Origin of the sequence: Streptomyces sp. NBC_00846 (genome assembly GCF_045207325.1) — a bacterium.
GTDB lineage: Bacteria > Actinomycetota > Actinomycetes > Streptomycetales > Streptomycetaceae > Streptomyces.
Genome location: NZ_CP108846.1, coordinates 3,895,180 through 3,912,220 on the forward strand (window position 1 = coordinate 3,895,180; position 17,041 = coordinate 3,912,220).

Here is a 17,041-nt window from a genome sequence, read left to right on the forward strand (position 1 = left end):
CGGCTCTCTTACGGGATCGTGCGGATCTTCTACGGGGTCGTGCGGGCCTCTTGTGGGATCGCACGGTTCGCATGGCTCACGCGGTTCACATGGTTCGCGCGGTTCGCGTGGTTCACGCGGTGCCGGTGGTCCTTGCGGGTGCGGTGGTTCGCTCACCCGCGGACCCTAACGGACGGCCTCCATGACCTCGGCCGCACCCAGCGCGTCCGCGATCTCCACCAGTGCGTCCGTACGCAGCATCAGCAGCTCCGCCTCGGGGAGCCCGAGGTCGGCCAGGACCCCGGTGTCACCGAGCGGGCCCGCCGGTACGGCGTCGGCATCGAGTCCGTCGTCGTCATCGTCGTTGGTGTCGTCGTTGTCGTTGTCGGGGGTGATGTCCGGTTCGTCGTCCTCAGTACCGTCGAGGCCGACGAGCTCTTCGAGGGCGGCAATGGTGTCGTCGGCCCCGGGTTCGCGGCCGAGCAGTTCATCGGTGAGCAGGATCTCCCCGTACGAGGAGCGGGCGGCGGCGGTGGCATCGGAGACGAAGATACGGGGGTCTTCCTCACCATCCACCCGGACGACGCCGAACCAGGCGTCCTCCTGCTCGATGAAGACGAGCACCGTGTCCTCGTCCACCGAGGCCGCGCGGGCCAGATCCGTCAGGTCGGACAGGGTCTCCACATCGTCGAGTTCCGTGTCGCTCGCTTCCCACCCGTCTTCGGTGCGCGCGAGCAGTGCGGCGAAGTACACCGTGACTCTCCCACTGGTCATAGGGGTGTCGGTCCGGCGGGAGGGCAGTCGGTGGTCCGGCTGTCCTGCGTCCCGCCCATCGGAATCGTGGCAGAAACAAGGCCATTGCGAGAGGAGTTCGGCCGTTGCGTCGGCCATCAGTTCTCCTGGACGCCGCCACCAGGGGGACGCCGGGCCGCCGTCCGACCTACCAACGGAAGGTTCGCATCCGCATGGCCTGGCGCATTCGGGCGGCTCGCGCCCGGCGTGGCTGGACCCGGTCGCGGAGCGCCTTCGCCTCATGAAGCTCGCGCAGGAACTGGGCGCGCCGCCTGCGGCGCGCCGTCTCGGTCTCCCGCGGGTCTTCGGCGTTCTGCGGGACCGGCGTGTCCGGCTGGTCCCGCTCCCGCTGTTCCCCGTCCGGCATCGGCTCATCACCCCAAGGCTGGGTCCGTATGCCACCACCTTCCCTCCGAACATGCGGTTGATGCCAGCGCACGGGTGCGAGAGGCCCGGTTACTGTTGAGCCCATGCGGATCCACGTCGTCGACCACCCACTGGTCGCGCACAAACTCACCACCCTGCGCGACAGGCGCACCGACTCCCCGACCTTCCGGCGGCTCGCCGACGAACTGGTCACCCTGCTCGCCTACGAGGCCACCCGGGATGTGCGCACCGAACAGGTCGACATCGAGACACCGGTCACACCGACGACCGGTGTGAAGCTGTCGCACCCGCGGCCGCTGGTCGTACCGATCCTGCGGGCCGGTCTCGGCATGCTCGACGGCATGGTGCGGCTGCTGCCGACCGCCGAGGTGGGCTTCCTGGGCATGATCCGGGACGAGGAGACGCTCCAGGCGTCCACGTACGCGACGCGGATGCCGGAGGACCTCTCGGGCCGCCAGGTGTACGTCCTGGACCCGATGCTGGCCACCGGAGGCACGCTGGTCGCGGCCATTCAGGAGCTGATCAAGCGCGGCGCGGACGATGTCACCGCGGTCGTGCTCCTCGCGGCGCCCGAGGGCGTCGAGGTGATGGAGCGCGAGCTGGCGGGTACACCGGTGACCGTGGTCACCGCCTCGGTCGACGAGCGGCTCAACGAGAACGGCTACATCGTCCCGGGTCTCGGTGACGCGGGCGACCGGATGTACGGCACGGTCGGCTAGGACCGTCGTCCGGATCGGGCCCGAGCGGGTCGGGTACGGCTGCCGGGCCCGGCAGCCGTCAGCAGGACGGCGCCGGGGACGGATTCGTCAGGGCCGTGAGCGCGTCGGCGGCCGACTGGGGCGTGCTGAACGCCGTGAACTTCGTACCGAGAATCAGATCGACGTCCGCCGTTCTGCGGGCGTCGGTCTTGAGGACGGCCCCCTGCAACTGCGTACCGAGGACCGGGAACGAGCCGTTCGTGGCCGACGGAGCGCCGAGCAGCACCCCCGGGCCGGCGACCTTCTTGTCGTACGCGGCCGGGGCGTTTCCCACCTCGCCGATGGTGAAGCCGCGCTTCTTCAGCTCGTCGGCGGCCTTCTTGGCGAGGCCGCTGCGCGGTGTAGCGTTGTAGACGTTGACGGTGATCTTCGCGGGCTTCGGCAACGCCTTCGCGGGTGTGGACGGCTTGGCCGACGAGCAGTCCGTCTTGTGGTCGGCGGCGTTGGCCTGCCTGTTGCCGCCCGTGAAGACGTCGATGAGCTGCAGCGTGCCCCATCCGGCCAGCCCGAGGGTGACCACGGAAGCGGTGGCAGCGAGGATCAGTTTGCCGCGACGCCTGGGGCGGCTCATGCGCGGGTACTTGTCGCCCGTGATGCGGTACTTTCCGCCCATGCCGGGGGGAGTGAGCATGCTCATGGGCGCAGCGTAGTGCGGTCCGGTGATGATGCCTACTAAATGATCAATGGATCGCACCCGTCCGGGTGTGAAAGCACCCGAACGAACCCGGCGCGAGCCGTCCGAAGGGCCTACGGGTCCGTACGGGAATCCGCAGGGTGTCCGCGGATCGCCCGGATCGCCCGAGAGCCTTCGTCAGCCGAGTTCGAGTACCCGGGCGTGGAGTACCTGGCGCTGCTGAAGCGCGGCGCGGACCGCGCGGTGCAGTCCGTCCTCCAGGTAGAGGTCGCCCTGCCACTTCACGACGTGCGCGAAGAGGTCGCCGTAGAACGTCGAGTCCTCGGCCAGGAGGGTCTCCAGGTCCAGGTTGCCCTTGGTGGTCACCAACTGATCGAGGCGGACCGGCCGCGGCGCGACGTCCGCCCACTGCCGGGTGCTTTCCCGGCCGTGGTCGGGATAAGGCCGCCCATTTCCGATGCGCTTGAAGATCACACGGAAAGCCTACCGGGCAAGAGCCTCCGGGCGCAGCCATGGGGCAGGACTGCGATGCTGGCGATAACGCCATAAACCCAGGCATTCCGGAATAGGGGCCGTGATGAGTGACAGCGCCAGCACGGGTGGAGGCGCGGGTTCGGACACCGGCGGCGCCGGAGTGTCGCCGGCGCAGGCGCGGGAGATCGCCGACGGGTACGCCGTCTGCGTGGTGTCGTCGACTCGGTGTCGTCGGCCTGGTGTTGCCCAGTCGGTGTCGTCTACTTGTCGGCTGCGCGTTCGGCCGCCCTGGCCGCCTGTTTGGCCTGCTGCTTGTACGCGCGGACCTCGGCGAGTGATTCCGGGCCGGTGATGTCGGCGACCGACCGGTGCGAACCCGCCTCGCCGTACGGCCAGGGTGTACGGGCCGGAGAAGGCCCATTCCATCGGTACCTGCTGGTCCATCAGCATGCCGACCAGAGCGGCGAGCTGGGCCACCCGGAGAGCCCGGGTGCCCGAAGGGGCAGCGGCGGCTGCCCCCGGCCGGCGGGATCCGGGCTGGACGAGGCACCGGCACGTCGTGAAGGTGGAGTGGTGGGGCCATCACGACGCGCCTTCGACCGGGGCGCGGTCAGGGGAGATGACGATGCACGCACCGGAATGGGACCAGGAACACGACCACGAGCGTGACCACGGGCACGGCCAGGAGCAGGTGCACGACGACACCCAGCGCGAGTCGAGGGCGGCCGAGAGCCGGGACGCGGCGGACACCCCGCACCTCTACCGTGCGGCGGCCGCCGGGCGGGCCGACGTGGTCGGGACCGGCGGCATGAGCGTGCTCCAACGGGCGGTCGGCAACAGCGCCGTGGGATCGATGCTCCAGAGGCAGGAGGAGGACGAGCGCTCCCCCGTGCACAACGTGATCTCGTCCGGCGGCGGGCAGCCTCTGGACACCGATACCCGCACCGACCTGGAGGGGCGGATGGGCGCGGACTTCTCCGATGTGCGCATCCACACCGACTCCGCCGCGCATGAGTCGGCGAAGGGCGTGGGCGCCCACGCGTACACGGTCGGCAACAACGTCGTCTTCCAGCGTGACGCGTACGATCCGTCCTCGACACAGGGCCGTACCACGCTCGCCCATGAGCTCACCCATGTGATCCAGCAGCGCAACGGCCCGGTGGAGGGCACGGAGGCGCCGGGCGGTATCCGGGTGAGCGACCCGTCAGACCGCTTCGAGCGGGAGGCCGTCGCGAACGCCGACCGGGTGCTGTCGGACCCGGCTCCGGCATCGGATTCGGCATTGGATTCGGTATCGGATTCGGCGTCTGGTCCGGCGTCGGATTCGGCTCAGGCGGCTGCGACCGGCGCGGTCGGGCATGACGTGTCCCCCGCCGCGTCGTCCCCCGCTGTGCAGCGGGAGGCGACGGAGGACGAGGACGAGCAACCCGCCGACGTACAGGGTTCCTTCGTCCAACGGGCGGAGGAAGGGGCCGAGGAGGAGGAAGAGGCCCCGCCCGCCTGACCGGAGTCAGCCCGCGGTGTCCGTCCGCATCGTGCCGCCGAGGAACAGCGACTCCGCACACCGCGAAGGCGTCGGCGCGTTCACCGGCTTGCCCACCTTCCGGCAGTCGACGGTCATCGTGACCTTGCCACCGGCGGGCACCAGGATCGGCGTGACGAAGTGGTAGTCGGAGTCGCGGAAGTTCTCCATCGCGAGCCGGAGCACGGGCGCGTCCCGCCCGGAGGAGACCACGAGCGTGCCCGCGTCGCCCTGCGGGTTCTGGACCACGATGTCGGTCAGCTGGAAGGTGTGCCCGGCGGGCACCTGCAGGGCCGCCGAGGTGTTCGACCCCCCGCCCACCGAGTCCCTGACCTGCACCTGCGCACTGGTCGGGGCGGCGGCCGCCGAGCCGTCGGAGGTGCCGTCGGACGCGCCGGGGTTCGGCGAGGTACTCGGCTTCGGTGAGGCGCCGTTCGCACCGGAGGAGTCGCCGCCGCCCGAATCCGCCCCGGCCGTGGGGCCGGGGCTCGGGGCGTTGCTCTTGTCGGCCGCGGCGGCGGACCGTACCGCTTCCGGCGTGACCGCCTCCCGGGCCGCCGACTTCACGGCCGGTCGCAGCAGCGCGTACCAGAGCCCGACCAGCGCGATCAGCAGTACAGCCGCGGTGATGAGGGCCCGGGGAAGCCAGCGCGGCAGGATCGGATCCTGCTGGTACGAACCGTCCAGGACCACCGGCGCGACCGGATCCTGCCCCTCCGCTACATCCGGCGTGGCGACGACCTGGAACGGATGCGTGACCGGCGTGCCGCGCCACACGCGCTTCGCCGGCCGGATCCGCAGCTTTCCGAACTCCGCCCGGCCGGGCGCGATCTGCAGCGTGTCCGTCGCGAACGTGACCCGGGTCCGCTCCGTACCCGACTGGGCCCCCAACCGTACGGTCGCGGGCGTGTTTCCCCGGTTGTCGACGGCGAGTTGGTGCCGGCCGCGCCACGCGCCGTGCGAGCTGCGCGGTACCAGCTCGGCGGTCGTCTCGGTGAACGGGAGTACGGTCACCCGCCCTTCGGGCACCACTGTGTCGCCCTGCTCGCTGGTGGGCACCACCCGGATCCCGAAGGGCGTCTCCCCCGCGGGTACGGTCGAGTCGCGGGGCGGACGCAGGACGAGAGAGACGGCCTGGGTGTCGCCCGGATACAGCGACAGGCTCGCCGGCTCCACCGTCGACCAGGCGGCACAGGCACCGACCACCTCGAAGCGGTATTCCTCGACGGTGCTGCCGGAGTTGAGGATCCGCAGGGGGAGGACCGTCTCCTCGCCCGGTGCGGCAGTGACGGACGAATCGTCGAGGCTTGCCGTGAGACTCATAGGGCGCACCGTAGGGTCGGCGCCGAACGCCGACATCGGCCGTGAAGGAACACTTCCGGGCAGATTCTGTGCCCGGATCGGCTTTTTTGTTTCCCTGTAGGTATACGCGGGAATCGTTTGACCGCCTCAAGACGAATGAGGCACACAAGAACAGCCGTGATGGTTGTGTTCAGTGTGATGCCATCGGCTGTTGCCCAGGGGGAGCATTGCCATGGAGCGCACCACTGTCGCATTACGGGCCCAGGATCCGATCTCGCAGGCGGGCGTGGCCAGTCAGTTGCGAACCCGGCCGGAGGTCAGCGTGACGGACTGGGGGGAGGGTGACTCCTCGCCCCAGATCGTGGTCGTCGTCGTGGACGCGGTCGATGACGAGGTGCTGACGATGCTGCGCAACATCCAGCGCACCAGCACCTCGCGCACCGTCCTCGTCACCACGGACATCGACGAGCAGAAGCTGGTGAGCGCCGCGGAGTGCGGTGTCGCCGGTGTGGTCAGGCGTTCCGAGTCGACTCCGGAACATCTGGTCCAGGTCATAAGAACGGTGGCGCGGGGCGAAGGCCATCTCCCGTCCGACCTGCTGGGCAGGCTGCTGGAGGAGGTCGGACGTCTCCAGGGGCAGGTGCTCGGTCCGCGTGGACTGCACTTCACCGGTCTCGCGGCGCGGGAGGTGGATGTGCTGCGCCTGGTCGCGGAGGGGTACGACACCGCCGACATCGCGACGAAGCTGGCCTATTCCGAGCGCACGATCAAGAACGTGCTGCATTCGGTGATGACCCGGCTGCAACTGCGGAACCGGTCGCATGCGGTGGCGTACGCGATGCGGCAAGGGCTGATCTGAGCGGTCCGTACGCCCGTGTCCGGCGGATGAGGTGGCTGCCCGAAAGGGCAGTGGGGGCTTCCCGAGGGTGTGACTTCCGTACCGCTGCGGGTCGGCCGTGCGTAGGGGACCGTGACCCGGTACACCGATCGGCCGAGGGTGGGGAGGACTTCCGTGCGCTGGTTCCAGCCGCTTCAGCGGGTACCGCGGTCACGGACGGGTCCGGTCGCCCGGCCCCGGTCCTCCGCTTCGCGCAGGACTCTCAGGACTCTCGCGATGCTCCGTGTTCCGGCGCTTGCCCTTCTCCTCGTGGCCACCGGCATCGCCCCCGGCTCGGCCGTAACCGCCGAGGCGCCGGCAGTGGCGGTGCCCGAGCCCTGGGTCACCCCTGCCGAGTTCACCGACGCGGTCGACCCCGGTGGTTCCACCGGTGTGGCGAAGCAGGTGCGTACGCCCGCGATTCCGCCGAAGCCGGATGTGGTGCTGTTGGTGGACGGCACCGGGAGCATGAAAGTCCCGATCGGCGATGTGCAGAAGGGCTTGAAGTCCATCACGGCGAAGGTCCGTGAACAGCAGCAGGATTCGCGCTTTGCGGTGGCCACCTATGGCGACGAGAAGGATGACCCGACAGCGGAGTTCGCTGTCCTCCAAGGACTGACGACAAACCTGGACAACGTACAGAAGGAGGGTGTCGACAAGCTGAACACCTTACGTGGCTACAGGAGCAAGGGGCCGTCCGAGGACTGGATTTACGCGCTGTGGAAGGTGGCCAACGGAGCGGACGGCGAAACTGTCTTCCGGGACGGCGCCAGCCCTGTGGTCGTCCTGGTCGGTGACGCGTCGAGCCACAACCCCAGCAACAAGATCCCGTATGAGGAAGCGGTGTTCGCGCTCCAGGACAAGGGCGTTCGCGTCATCGCCGTCGACGTGACGACCGAGAACGGTGACGGACTCAATGGCGACGGATATAGCAGCCCCACCTACCAGGACCCGTACCACGAGCCCGACCAGGCCAAACGGATCACTGCAGCCACCAACGGTCGCATGCTCAACGGAATTCCCGGGGACGGAGTGACCGAAGCCATCATCGAGGGCTTCAATAACCTCCCCACCTCCGTCGGCTACCGCCTCGACAACTGCGACCCTCACCTGTCCGTCAGCCTCGACCCGCCCACCCAGCAGGTCACCAGCGGGAACACCGCGCACTTCGCGGAGAACATCGACGTCTCCGCGGACGCTCCCCAGGGCACCCGGCTGACCTGCACCGTCCAGTTCCTGATGGGCACCCAGCCCCCGGGCACGGAAACGATCGGGCCGGCCGCGGTGGTCGATCCGGACTTCCAGGAGCAGATCAACATCGATGTGAACGACATCGACGCGCCCGTCGTCACCGTGGACGATCTGACCGTCCGGGCCAAGGACAAGAAGGGCGCGCGCGTGACGTACGGCGCGACCGCCCAGGACGCCACCGACGGCACGCTCCCGGTGACCTGCACCCCGCCCTCCGGCTCGCTCTTCCCGGTCGGCCGCACCACGGTGACCTGCTCGGCGACCGACTCGGCGGGCAATACGGGGACGGACACGGCGGAGATCGAGGTCCTTCAGGCCCCTGTCCCGCCCTCTGCGGATGTGGCGATGAAGGTCGACGTCAGCCCGGACCGTACGTACACCGGCCGCCCGGCCGGCGCCCGCTTCACCATTACCAACGCGGGTCCGGACGCGGCGACGGGCGTGGTCATCGGTTCCACCTGGCCGAAACCGTCCAGGGCGAAGGACCGCAGGCTGCCCGCCCTGACCCGCTGCACGGCGGCCGAACCGTGCACCATCCCGGCCGGTGGCCGTATCGAGGTGACCCAGACGGCGAGGTACCGGGCCGCGGTCACCGGAGACGTACGGGCCACGGTGCGCGGCACCCTGCCCGACCGCCGGAAAGCCAACAACCAGGACACCGACCGACTGCGCGTCCTGAAGCCCTCGCTGACCGTCACGCCGCAGGTCGCCAAACCGGGCCAAGTGGTTCTGGCACGTGGCAAGGACTATCCGCCGGGGCAGACCGTACGTTTCACGTGGAACAACGGGATCACTGCGGAGATGTCCGGTGTGGTCGTGGGCCGCGACGGCACCTTCGAGGTCCAGGTCCCGGTCCTACGCAAGGACAAACTCGGCCCCCGGAAGCTCCGGGTGGACACCGGCGACATCGACCGGTTGCAGAAACCGGTCCTGGTGGTCCAGCGGAATCTCCAGCCACCGGACTTCGCGGGCCGCGCATGAGCGCCGGCGGCCGTACGGGAGCGATCGGGTGATCCACGAGGTCGACGACGTACTGCGGGCCCTGATCAGGGCGGAGGTGCTCGAAGGCGGCCAGATCGCGGTGGTCTTCGACGCCCCGACCCGGGAGTGGGCGGCGAAGGTCAACGCCCCCATGGTCAACCTCTACCTCTACGACATCCGCGAGGACATGCGCAGGCGCGAGCGGGGGCTGCACAACGACTACGACGAGCGGGGCACGATCGTCGCGCGCCGCCGCCCACCCCGGTTCTTCAAGCTGTCGTACCTGATCACGGCATGGACGAAGCGCCCGGAGGACGAGCACCGGCTGCTCTCCTCGCTGCTCGGCTGTCTGCTGCGTTACGAGGCGCTGCCGCCGGAGCGGCTGGCGGGCACCCTGGCCGAGATCGGGGCGCCCGTACCGATGTCTATCGCGCTGCCGCCGCCGGAGGACCGTTCGTTCGCCGATGTGTGGAGCGCGCTGGGAGGGGAGTTGAAGCCCTCGCTCGACCTGGTCGTCAGCGTGCCGGTGACGGCGTCTCCGAGCTATGTGGTCGGCCCGCCGGTGGGGGACGAGGGGTTGCAGGCCCGCTTCGGGGACGTACCCGAGGAAGCCGAGCCGTTGTCGGAACCGATGCCGGGGCGCGGCGGGCTTCCGGTGTACGGAGGCCGACCGGGGCGGCCGGGCCGGGGCGTTCCCCGTACCCCCGACGCGGGACGGCGGCGCGGCCTGTCCCTCCGCATCACCGAGACCCGCAAGGCGGCCGGTGCCTCGGAGGGCATGCGGGGCGGCACGGCAGACCACGCCGAGGACAACACGGGGGACGGCGCCGAATGACCACCGCGGGTGACCCGAATCTGCGTCATCTCCTCGCCCGCGCCGTAGCGGTGGAGCAGCGCATCCGCCGAGCGGTCGAGGCCCGGCAGCGCACGGACCCGGACCCGGACGACGCCTTCCGCGGCCTCTACCTCACGGACGAGAACATCGCCCGCCTGCTGGACGAGGAGGAGGCCCGCGCCTTCCCGTACCCGGTTCCGTTCTCCGTTCCCGATGACGACGACACGTCGGCCGAGCGCTCCAGGCTCACCTCCCTGACAGGGGAGTTCGGTCTCACCACGCTCGACATCGAGATCCTCCTCATCGCGCTCGTACCGGATCTCGACGACCGCTTCGAGGCGTTCTACGGCTACCTGAACGACGACGTCACCCGCCGCCGCCCGTCCATCGGTCTGGCCCTGGGGCTCTGCGGGCTGTCCCCCGCCGACCAGGTGGCGCGCGGCCGGCTGTCGGCCCGCGCGCCGCTCCGCGAGGGCCGTCTCCTCCTCGCCGAGGACCTGGACCGCCCGTTCCTGAGCCGTGCGCTCCGCGTCCCCGACCGGGTCACCGCGCACCTCCTGGGCGACGACACCCCCGACCCGCGCCTGGCGGAACTCCTCGCTCCCTGGCACGCCGTACCGGGCGTCGGTGACCCGGCCCCGCTCGCCGCGGCCCTCGCCCGGGGCGCCCCGCTCGCCTACCTCCGGGAGGACCAGGGCGGCGCCGGCACGGCGCTCGCGGCCTCCGCGCTGACCCACGCGGGCCACCGGGTCCTGGGCCTGGACCTGGCGCGACTGGCCGAGGATCCGGCCCCCGCCGAGGCCGTCCGCTCCCTGGTCCGCGATGCCCGGCTGACCGGCGCCGGCCTTGTCTGCGCACCGCTCGACGCGGTCTGCCGTGAACACCCGGAGCTCCTCCGGCTCCTCACCGGCACCCCGGTCCCCACGATCCTGGTGGGCCGGGCCCCCTGGGACGCGGCCTGGTCCGCCGCCCCGCCGCTCCTCCTGCATGCCCCCCGCGTGGAACCCTCGACCCGGGCCGCCCTCTGGACCGATGCGTACGACGCCCCCGTCCCCGAAACCATCGACGTGGACCGCCTGCTCTCGCCGTTCCTCCTCACCCCGGAACAGATCACCCGCGCCGCCCGGGGCGCCGCCCAGACCACCCACCTGGACGGCGGCATCCTCACCCCCGACCACGTCCGCCAGGGCGCCCGCGCCCAGAACGCGGCGGGGCTGGACCGCCTGGCCCGCCGCATCGAACCCACCGTCAGCTGGAACGACCTGGTCCTCCCCCCGGACACCCACGCCCAACTCCGCGAACTGACCGCCCGCGCGCGCCACCGCGACCGGGTCCTGGGGGAGTGGGGCATGCGCCCCGGCGGCGGCAGGGGCCGGGGCGTGTCGGCCCTGTTCGCGGGGGATTCCGGCACCGGAAAGACGATGTCCGCCGAGGTCATAGCCGCGGACCTGGGCCTGGACCTCTACACGGTCGATCTGGCGACGGTGATCGACAAATACGTGGGCGAGACGGAGAAGAACCTGGAACGGATCTTCTCCGAGGCGGCGGGCGTGAACGGAGTCCTCCTCTTCGACGAGGCGGACGCCATCTTCGGTAAACGCTCGGACGTGAAGGACGCCCACGACCGCTACGCGAACGTCGAGAGCGCGTACCTGCTCCAGCGCATGGAGTCCTTCGACGGCCTGGCCATCCTCGCCACCAACCTACGGGCCAACCTGGACGACGCCTTCACCCGCCGCCTGGACCTGGTCATCGACTTCCCGGTCCCGGACCCCGAACAGCGCCTCGTCCTCTGGGAGCGCTGCCTCGGCCCGGTACTTCCCCGGGGCACGGACCTGGACCTCCCCTTCTGCGCGGAGAACTTCGAGCTGGCGGGCGGCAACATCCGCTCGATCGCGGTGACGGCCGCGTACCTGGCGGCGGACACGGGCGAATCGGTGACGATGCCGACACTGATCCACGCGATCCAGCGCGAGTACCAGAAGCTCGGCCGGCTGACGCTGGCGTCGGAGTTCGGGCCGTATCTGGGGCTGCTGGCCTGAGCGCCCGACATCTGTCGACCGCCTGGAGATCCGCTTGCTGTGTCCGGACGAGCCGGTCGGGCACAGCGTCAGGCGATCACGACACGGGAGCCATTGCAGTTGGCAACGATCTCCAACTGCCCACCGAGCGCGGCAATGTACGCGGCGATTGTTCCAACCTCCGTGGCTGTTGTCTTCCCACGTTCAATGGCCGACACCCGCTCCTGCCGCACGTGCATACGATCAGCGATCTCGCTCTGGGGCAGACCCAGCTGTTTCCGCATTTCGACCAGTCGATGCGCTCGCGCCTCGGCCACCATGCGATGGGCTCCGCGCTCGATCTTCTCAAGATCCTCGACATCGAAGACCTCATTCTTCACTTCGTCCCAGAATGGAAAATACTCAGTTCGACGTGCCCTTCTGCCGCTGAGTCATGTGTGCCAACCACACCCGACTCCACGTCACCCCTGGAGCCCCAGGGTGCGGTTGCTGAGCTTACGAACCCTGGTTGGCGACTCGCGTACGCTCCGCCAGTCTGTCACGGAGCTCCGACAGGTCGTCATCGGGGAATTCACGTGCGAGAAATTCCAGTCCGTCGCGCAAGTAGGGCAGTGACACGCACATTCCATAGTTGTCTGCGTCCGGCTCTGCGAAGAGGTACTGCCAGTCGTAGAGACCCCTCGTGCGCAACATGACGTCGAGGTAGTCGCTGTAGCTGATGTGGAGCCGAGTAGGACCCTGCCGGATGTCGAAATACCAGATCTCCGGCGAGTCCTGATTATGAGTGAACCTCAGTGCGGAGTATGTCCCCGTCCCTCCCACCGGGTGGGTCTCGAAGATCCTGAACTCCTCGACAAGTCTCCCTATTTCGGAGGTCGCCGGGTCAAAAGCCGAGGGCTGAGGTCCGCGTACCACGGCCTCGGCAAGGTGCACAATGTGAAATTCTCCTGCAATTTTGTCAAATGGCTCCAGGGCGCGCCAGGAGAAAAGGAGGTTCGAGTAGCGATGAAAATTCCTGGTTAATTCGACAGGTAACGGCATGTCCTGGACCAGTCGCATGATCTTAAATGCATCTTCGGCTCGCTCCATGTAAATAGCCACAGGTCCGCGGTCGTAGTTCTCCGTGTGGATGGACGTGCACGCCTGGACTTGTTCCACCGTCTTGCGAAGCCTGCATTCAAATTCGGTTTCCATGTCATCCTCCGATTCCCTTTTTGTGCGGCAGTTCCGTCGAGCGGATATCAGTCGAACCTGAGTCGTTGTGTCGCATCGGCGTTTGTGAGCTGTGTCGTGAGGTGTGGAAATTTACTGATGGCGTCGGAGAGGCGGGTGAGGGTTGTGCTCTCTACTAGTTTTTTTATCGCCTTCGCGTCGGCTCTCCCGATGTTGAGGGAACTGAAAGTGGCGTACTTCTCTGTCGGTACATTGATTCGAAGTACATGATGTGGCGCCACTCCGAACCTGAGCCGTTGTGCTGCATGGGCGTTTGTGAGTTGTGTCGTGAGGCGTGGAAATTTGCTGATGGCGTCAGCGAGGTCGATGAGTGGGGTCTTTTTCACGAACTTTTTTATTTCGTCCGCATCTGCTCTTCCGATGCCAAGGGAATCGTAAACGATGTACTTCACTCCTGACAGGTTGATGCGAAGCACGTCGTTGGTCAGTGGCGCAGGTGGGTCCTGTGTATCGGCGAAAGAGCTGGGGCCGTTGCCTGGCCGAGGTGAGCGCTCGGTCCACGTTCCACCAGAGTGTTCATAGCCACCCCACTCGACCTCTATTCTCTCGGGGAAGCCGGGGTGTGTCGCGTAGTAGCTGACGTTTACGTTGTACCAAACCATGCGTTCGAGTGCTGTGCTGGTGGCCCCCTTGTTGAGGGACTTCGTGGCCGGGTTCTCCACAGCCCAGAGGAAAAGCGGATTATTGACGAAACCCCTCGCCGGGACCAGGTTGGAGTCCTTTGCGTCGCCTCCAAGGAATGCGGGGAGCAAGTGCATCTTCACCCATGCGTTATTGTCGGCTGCCGTGTTGTAGGTCTCGGCTACGTTCCATCCTGTCAGGGTTGCACCGTTATATGTTCCTGCCTCGCTACCGTGCTTGATGTCCTTGTTGATGTAGCTGGACTTGAACGGCCGGGCGAGGACGCCGTTTTCGAATGGCGGGAGCACTGGAGGCGGCAGAGGGGGAGCGGCGCCCGGCCTGCGGGCCAGTACCTGGGCCAATTTGGAAAGGGCTGCCAGGAGGGCTTCGTAAGCATCCTGCTTGGCTTGCGATCCCATGGGCTGGGAAAAGAAAGCGCGATTCAGTGACTTGACTTTTGCCTCATTCTTTTTGACGTCAGAAAGTGCGGCGCGAGACCCGCTTTCGGCATCCGGGCCTGCGGCGTCCAATTCGGTTTTCCAGTCCCGCATGTACTTTTGGATATCTTGTGGGGTGCTGTGCACGACAAGATCGGCGTCCGCGTTTTCCCCGTTGAGCTGGACTTTGTGGCCCTCCTTGTCGAGCGACTCGAAGTTTTTCTTGGGGGGTGGGTAGGATGAAGGGCCCTTTTCGTTGATCTTCCCCGTCTCTTGCGTGTTTCGTTTCTTGCGGTCAGACTTTTCCCTGAGTTTCTTCCACAGTGCCTTGCCCTTCTTCGCGATGAAATCCACGATCTTGTCGATCGCCCGGTTCACCGGGCGGGCCACCGAGTGGAACACGCTCTTGACCTTGGTGGCCAGGCTGCCGATGCCGAGCAAGGAGGCCAGGAAGCCGATCAATAGCGGGACGCTCGCCGCGAGCGCCGTTTCGACCATCTTCGGGACGCCCGCCTTGCCGCCATTGGCTATCGCCACCACCGCGTCCAGTACCGAATTGACGAACTCCACGATCTGGGCGCCCTGGTTCACGATGAACGTGACGATGTCGATGATGCCTTTGACGGCGCGGACGAAGGCGGAGGCGGGGTTGAGGAGGGAGATGATCCAGGTGATGCCCGCGATGATGACGGTGGGGATGAGGTAGCTGGTGAGTTTTTCGAGGATGGTGGCTTTGAGGTCGCCGGCTTCCTCGGTGATTTCCTTGACGGCGCCTGCGGGGCCTTCGGCGGCGAGTTTCTTGGCGACGGGGACGGACTGTTCGACGGCGCTCATGGCCTGGTCGGGGATGCCCTTGCGGGTGATGCGGGTGCGGATGTTGGCCCAGGTCAGGCCGAGGAGGGCGCCGATGAGCTGGATGATGCCCTTGAGATCGAACTTCTGAGGGAGTTCGAGGCCCGCCTTGACCGCGGTTCCGAGCAGCCAGGAGACGACCCCGGTCTTCAGGTGCTCGGCGATGTTCGTGATGAAGAGGTTCAGGCCCGCGCCGACTGCCGACACCAGGTTGCCCAGGAAGCCGATGGGGTCCTTGATGATCTTCATGATCGCGCCGGCGGCCTTGGCGAGGATGCCGAGGAGGAGGTTCTTCAGTTCGTTGATCGTCTTGATGACGCCGACGATCGCGTCCTTCGCCTTGTCGACGAGGCCTTTGTTGGCTTCCTGGAGCTTCTTGATCTCCTCGTCGACCTTGTTCAGGGCGGCGGTGTATTTGTTGGCGAGGTCCTGGACGAGTTGTTCGGACTTCTCGTTGACGGTGGCTTCGAGGTCGTCGAACTTCCCCGCGAAGTCCTTCGCGGCGTCCTCGCCGAACTGGCGCAGGTCGGCGGGGAGTTTGTCGACCTCGGCCTTCAACTCCGCACGGCCCTTGGCGATGCGGGCCTTCGCCTTGCCGAGCTCGGCGCCGATGATGTCGGCGACCGAGGAGATGACCGTCTGCATCTGGGCGACGTAGAGCTTGCGTGCTTCCTGGAAGAGGTCGTTGGCCTCCTTCGGCATGCCCATCAGCTTGTCCTTGGCCCACTTCGCCGGGCCGAACATCCCTGAGTAGCGTTTGTCCTTGTACTTCTTCATGCGGCGCTTGTGGTCGGCGGTGAACGCGTCCCGGGCCGCTTTCTCTCCTTGGGTGAACGCCGTGTCGACCTTTTTGTCCAGGTCGGAGAGCGTTCCCTCGACGTCCTTCTTCGTGCCGTCGTAGACCTTCTGCAGTTTTGCCGTGACTTCGGCGCGCTTCTTCTCGTCCTTCGACTTCGTCCCGCCCTTGCCTCCGTCGACCTGCTTGCCCGCCGAAGCGCGGGTCGCGGTCAGGGCGGTCATGGCCTGTGCCCCGGAGGCCGCAGCCCCGGCCTTCGCCGTGTTCAGCTGCTGGGCCTCGGCCGCCTTCCCCTTGGCGGGGGCCTTCGCCGAGTCCGTTTCCGCCGTCTTCTTCGCGGAGAGAGCCTCGTTGAACTCCGGTTCGTTGCTCTTGGCGAGCTGGTCCTCGGTGACCTCGGCGTCCGCCATCGCCTTGTCGTTCTCGGCGGGGCCCTGGGAGAAGTCCGTCACGGAGGCGGGTTGTTGGGCGGGGATGGCGTCCGTGGCGGAGGGGGCGCCCGGATTGGCGGGCGGCTGGTCCGGGGTCATCGGGGTGACCGGCTTGTCCTTGGCCGCCGACGTGTCCGGTGGGGCCTTGGTTGCGGTGTCGATGTCCTTGGCGGAGGACTCTTTGCCGTCCGAGACCTTGCCGTCGACCTCTTCCTTGATCTTGTCGGCCTTGCCCGACTTGGAGAACTTGTCGGCCTGGTCGAGGTTCTTCGGCGCCTGGGCGTCGATGGCCTTGTTCACGGCGTCGATGAACGCCTGCTTGTTGAACTCGCCCGGCTTGGCGGCATTCATCTTCTCCGCGTTCGCCGCCTTGCCCTGCGCCTCCTTGTCATCGGGGGGCGCGACCGCCGCGTCCTGTGCCGATTTCGACTCGGTGGCGGCAGGGGCGTGGTGGGCCAGACGGACCCTCTTCGCCGCCACATCCGCCTTGACCTTGTGGAAACCGGGGGCCTGGGCGGGGGAGGGTTTGACCGGGGCGGTGTAGCGCTGGGCGACCAGGCGGGAGACGGCCGCGTTGCCCGCCGCGCGTTGCAGACGCTGCAGGCTGCGGGGGTCGGGGGCGGGGCGGTCAGCCAGTGGGCGCTCCGGCGCCGTCGTCGTACGCGAGACATCCGTACGCGAGACATCCGTACGAGCAGAGGCGGGATCCTTCTCCGGAACCGCCTTCATCCGCCCTCCCGACCGTACATGTGCCCTGCCGCCGTCCCAGGGTGCGGGGGCGGTGGATCGCGTACGCAGCACGCCGGGACGAGGCCGGGGGCAGCGCCCGCTGGGCCGGACAGCGCGGAAACGTTGCCT

At 67.7% G+C, this 17,041-nt stretch carries 14 protein-coding genes and 1 pseudogene; 6 read left to right on the plus strand and 9 right to left on the minus strand.

What is annotated here, in order from left to right; translation table 11 throughout:
* Positions 1-165 precede the first annotated feature (165 nt).
* Entirely contained in the window at positions 166-732 is a 567-nt protein-coding gene (locus OG936_RS17930) for a hypothetical protein (protein WP_266752317.1), read from the minus strand.
* 187 nt (positions 733-919) lie between these two features.
* A complete protein-coding gene (locus OG936_RS17935) occupies positions 920-1,138 on the minus strand; it encodes a hypothetical protein (RefSeq protein WP_383759878.1) in 219 nt (72 codons plus the stop codon).
* Between the two features lie 103 nt (positions 1,139-1,241).
* Between OG936_RS17935 and upp the strand changes: the two genes are divergently transcribed.
* Positions 1,242-1,877, plus strand: a complete 636-nt coding sequence (upp, locus tag OG936_RS17940) for a uracil phosphoribosyltransferase (RefSeq protein WP_266747425.1) — start codon at positions 1,242-1,244, stop codon at positions 1,875-1,877.
* A gap of 58 nt (positions 1,878-1,935) precedes the next feature.
* Here upp and OG936_RS17945 read toward each other — a convergent pair whose 3' ends face one another.
* The 3 genes and pseudogenes from OG936_RS17945 to OG936_RS17955 form a co-directional block, all read right to left on the minus strand.
* Complete coding sequence (locus OG936_RS17945) at positions 1,936-2,529, minus strand: LytR C-terminal domain-containing protein (protein WP_406500487.1); 594 nt, start codon at positions 2,527-2,529, stop codon at positions 1,936-1,938.
* A 198-nt stretch (positions 2,530-2,727) separates the two neighbouring features.
* Positions 2,728-3,024 (minus strand): type II toxin-antitoxin system VapB family antitoxin, encoded by a 297-nt coding sequence (locus OG936_RS17950; RefSeq protein WP_072488263.1) that lies wholly within the window; start codon positions 3,022-3,024, stop codon positions 2,728-2,730.
* 260 nt (positions 3,025-3,284) lie between these two features.
* Positions 3,285-3,413 (minus strand): annotated as a pseudogene (locus OG936_RS17955) (Fe-S cluster assembly protein HesB); the annotation flags it as partial.
* Between the two features lie 230 nt (positions 3,414-3,643).
* Here OG936_RS17955 and OG936_RS17960 point away from each other — a divergent pair.
* Positions 3,644-4,528: a DUF4157 domain-containing protein gene (locus tag OG936_RS17960; protein WP_406495902.1), complete on the plus strand. Its 885-nt coding sequence runs from the start codon at positions 3,644-3,646 to the stop codon at positions 4,526-4,528.
* 6 nt (positions 4,529-4,534) lie between these two features.
* On the opposite strand, the gene OG936_RS17965 is transcribed toward OG936_RS17960, so the two are convergent.
* Entirely contained in the window at positions 4,535-5,869 is a 1,335-nt protein-coding gene (locus tag OG936_RS17965; protein ID WP_406495903.1) for a hypothetical protein, read from the minus strand.
* A gap of 211 nt (positions 5,870-6,080) precedes the next feature.
* Here OG936_RS17965 and OG936_RS17970 point away from each other — a divergent pair, with 211 nt between their 5' ends.
* The 4 genes from OG936_RS17970 to OG936_RS17985 all read left to right on the plus strand — a co-directional run bounded on the left by OG936_RS17970 (position 6,081) and on the right by OG936_RS17985 (position 11,834).
* Positions 6,081-6,707 carry a response regulator transcription factor gene (locus OG936_RS17970; protein ID WP_406495904.1) on the plus strand — a complete coding sequence of 209 codons (627 nt, stop codon included), beginning with the start codon at positions 6,081-6,083 and terminating at the stop codon, positions 6,705-6,707.
* 255 nt (positions 6,708-6,962) lie between these two features.
* Positions 6,963-8,957: a VWA domain-containing protein gene (locus tag OG936_RS17975; protein WP_406495906.1), complete on the plus strand. Its 1,995-nt coding sequence runs from the start codon at positions 6,963-6,965 to the stop codon at positions 8,955-8,957.
* A 28-nt stretch (positions 8,958-8,985) separates the two neighbouring features.
* Positions 8,986-9,792 carry a DUF4255 domain-containing protein gene (locus OG936_RS17980; RefSeq protein ID WP_406495908.1) on the plus strand — a complete coding sequence of 269 codons (807 nt, stop codon included), beginning with the start codon at positions 8,986-8,988 and terminating at the stop codon, positions 9,790-9,792.
* Positions 9,789-11,834 carry an ATP-binding protein gene (locus tag OG936_RS17985; RefSeq protein WP_406495910.1) on the plus strand — a complete coding sequence of 682 codons (2,046 nt, stop codon included), beginning with the start codon at positions 9,789-9,791 and terminating at the stop codon, positions 11,832-11,834. The genes OG936_RS17980 and OG936_RS17985 overlap by 4 nt, the downstream gene beginning before the upstream one ends.
* Positions 11,835-11,902: 68 nt before the next feature.
* Here the strand turns inward: OG936_RS17985 and OG936_RS17990 are convergent, their stop codons facing one another.
* The 3 genes from OG936_RS17990 to OG936_RS18000 all read right to left on the minus strand — a co-directional run bounded on the left by OG936_RS17990 (position 11,903) and on the right by OG936_RS18000 (position 16,912).
* Complete coding sequence (locus OG936_RS17990; RefSeq protein ID WP_406495912.1) at positions 11,903-12,193, minus strand: helix-turn-helix domain-containing protein; 291 nt, start codon at positions 12,191-12,193, stop codon at positions 11,903-11,905.
* Between the two features lie 115 nt (positions 12,194-12,308).
* Positions 12,309-13,007 carry a hypothetical protein gene (locus OG936_RS17995; protein ID WP_406495913.1) on the minus strand — a complete coding sequence of 233 codons (699 nt, stop codon included), beginning with the start codon at positions 13,005-13,007 and terminating at the stop codon, positions 12,309-12,311.
* Between the two features lie 47 nt (positions 13,008-13,054).
* On the minus strand, positions 13,055-16,912 hold the full coding sequence (locus OG936_RS18000) for a hypothetical protein (protein WP_406495914.1): 3,858 nt from the start codon (positions 16,910-16,912) through the stop codon (positions 13,055-13,057).
* Positions 16,913-17,041: the final 129 nt, after the last annotated feature.

Coding starts and splice junctions, on each gene's coding strand:
- OG936_RS17995 (WP_406495913.1), bottom strand. CDS start 13,007: ATGGAAACCGAATTTGAATGCAGGCTTCGCAAGACGGTGGAACAAGTC.
- OG936_RS17945 (WP_406500487.1), bottom strand. CDS start 2,529: ATGGGCGGAAAGTACCGCATCACGGGCGACAAGTACCCGCGCATGAGC.
- OG936_RS17935 (WP_383759878.1), bottom strand. CDS start 1,138: ATGCCGGACGGGGAACAGCGGGAGCGGGACCAGCCGGACACGCCGGTC.
- OG936_RS17960 (WP_406495902.1), top strand. CDS start 3,644: ATGACGATGCACGCACCGGAATGGGACCAGGAACACGACCACGAGCGT.
- OG936_RS17975 (WP_406495906.1), top strand. CDS start 6,963: ATGCTCCGTGTTCCGGCGCTTGCCCTTCTCCTCGTGGCCACCGGCATC.
- OG936_RS17985 (WP_406495910.1), top strand. CDS start 9,789: ATGACCACCGCGGGTGACCCGAATCTGCGTCATCTCCTCGCCCGCGCC.
- upp (WP_266747425.1), top strand. CDS start 1,242: ATGCGGATCCACGTCGTCGACCACCCACTGGTCGCGCACAAACTCACC.
- OG936_RS17965 (WP_406495903.1), bottom strand. CDS start 5,869: ATGAGTCTCACGGCAAGCCTCGACGATTCGTCCGTCACTGCCGCACCG.
- OG936_RS18000 (WP_406495914.1), bottom strand. CDS start 16,912: ATGAAGGCGGTTCCGGAGAAGGATCCCGCCTCTGCTCGTACGGATGTC.
- OG936_RS17970 (WP_406495904.1), top strand. CDS start 6,081: ATGGAGCGCACCACTGTCGCATTACGGGCCCAGGATCCGATCTCGCAG.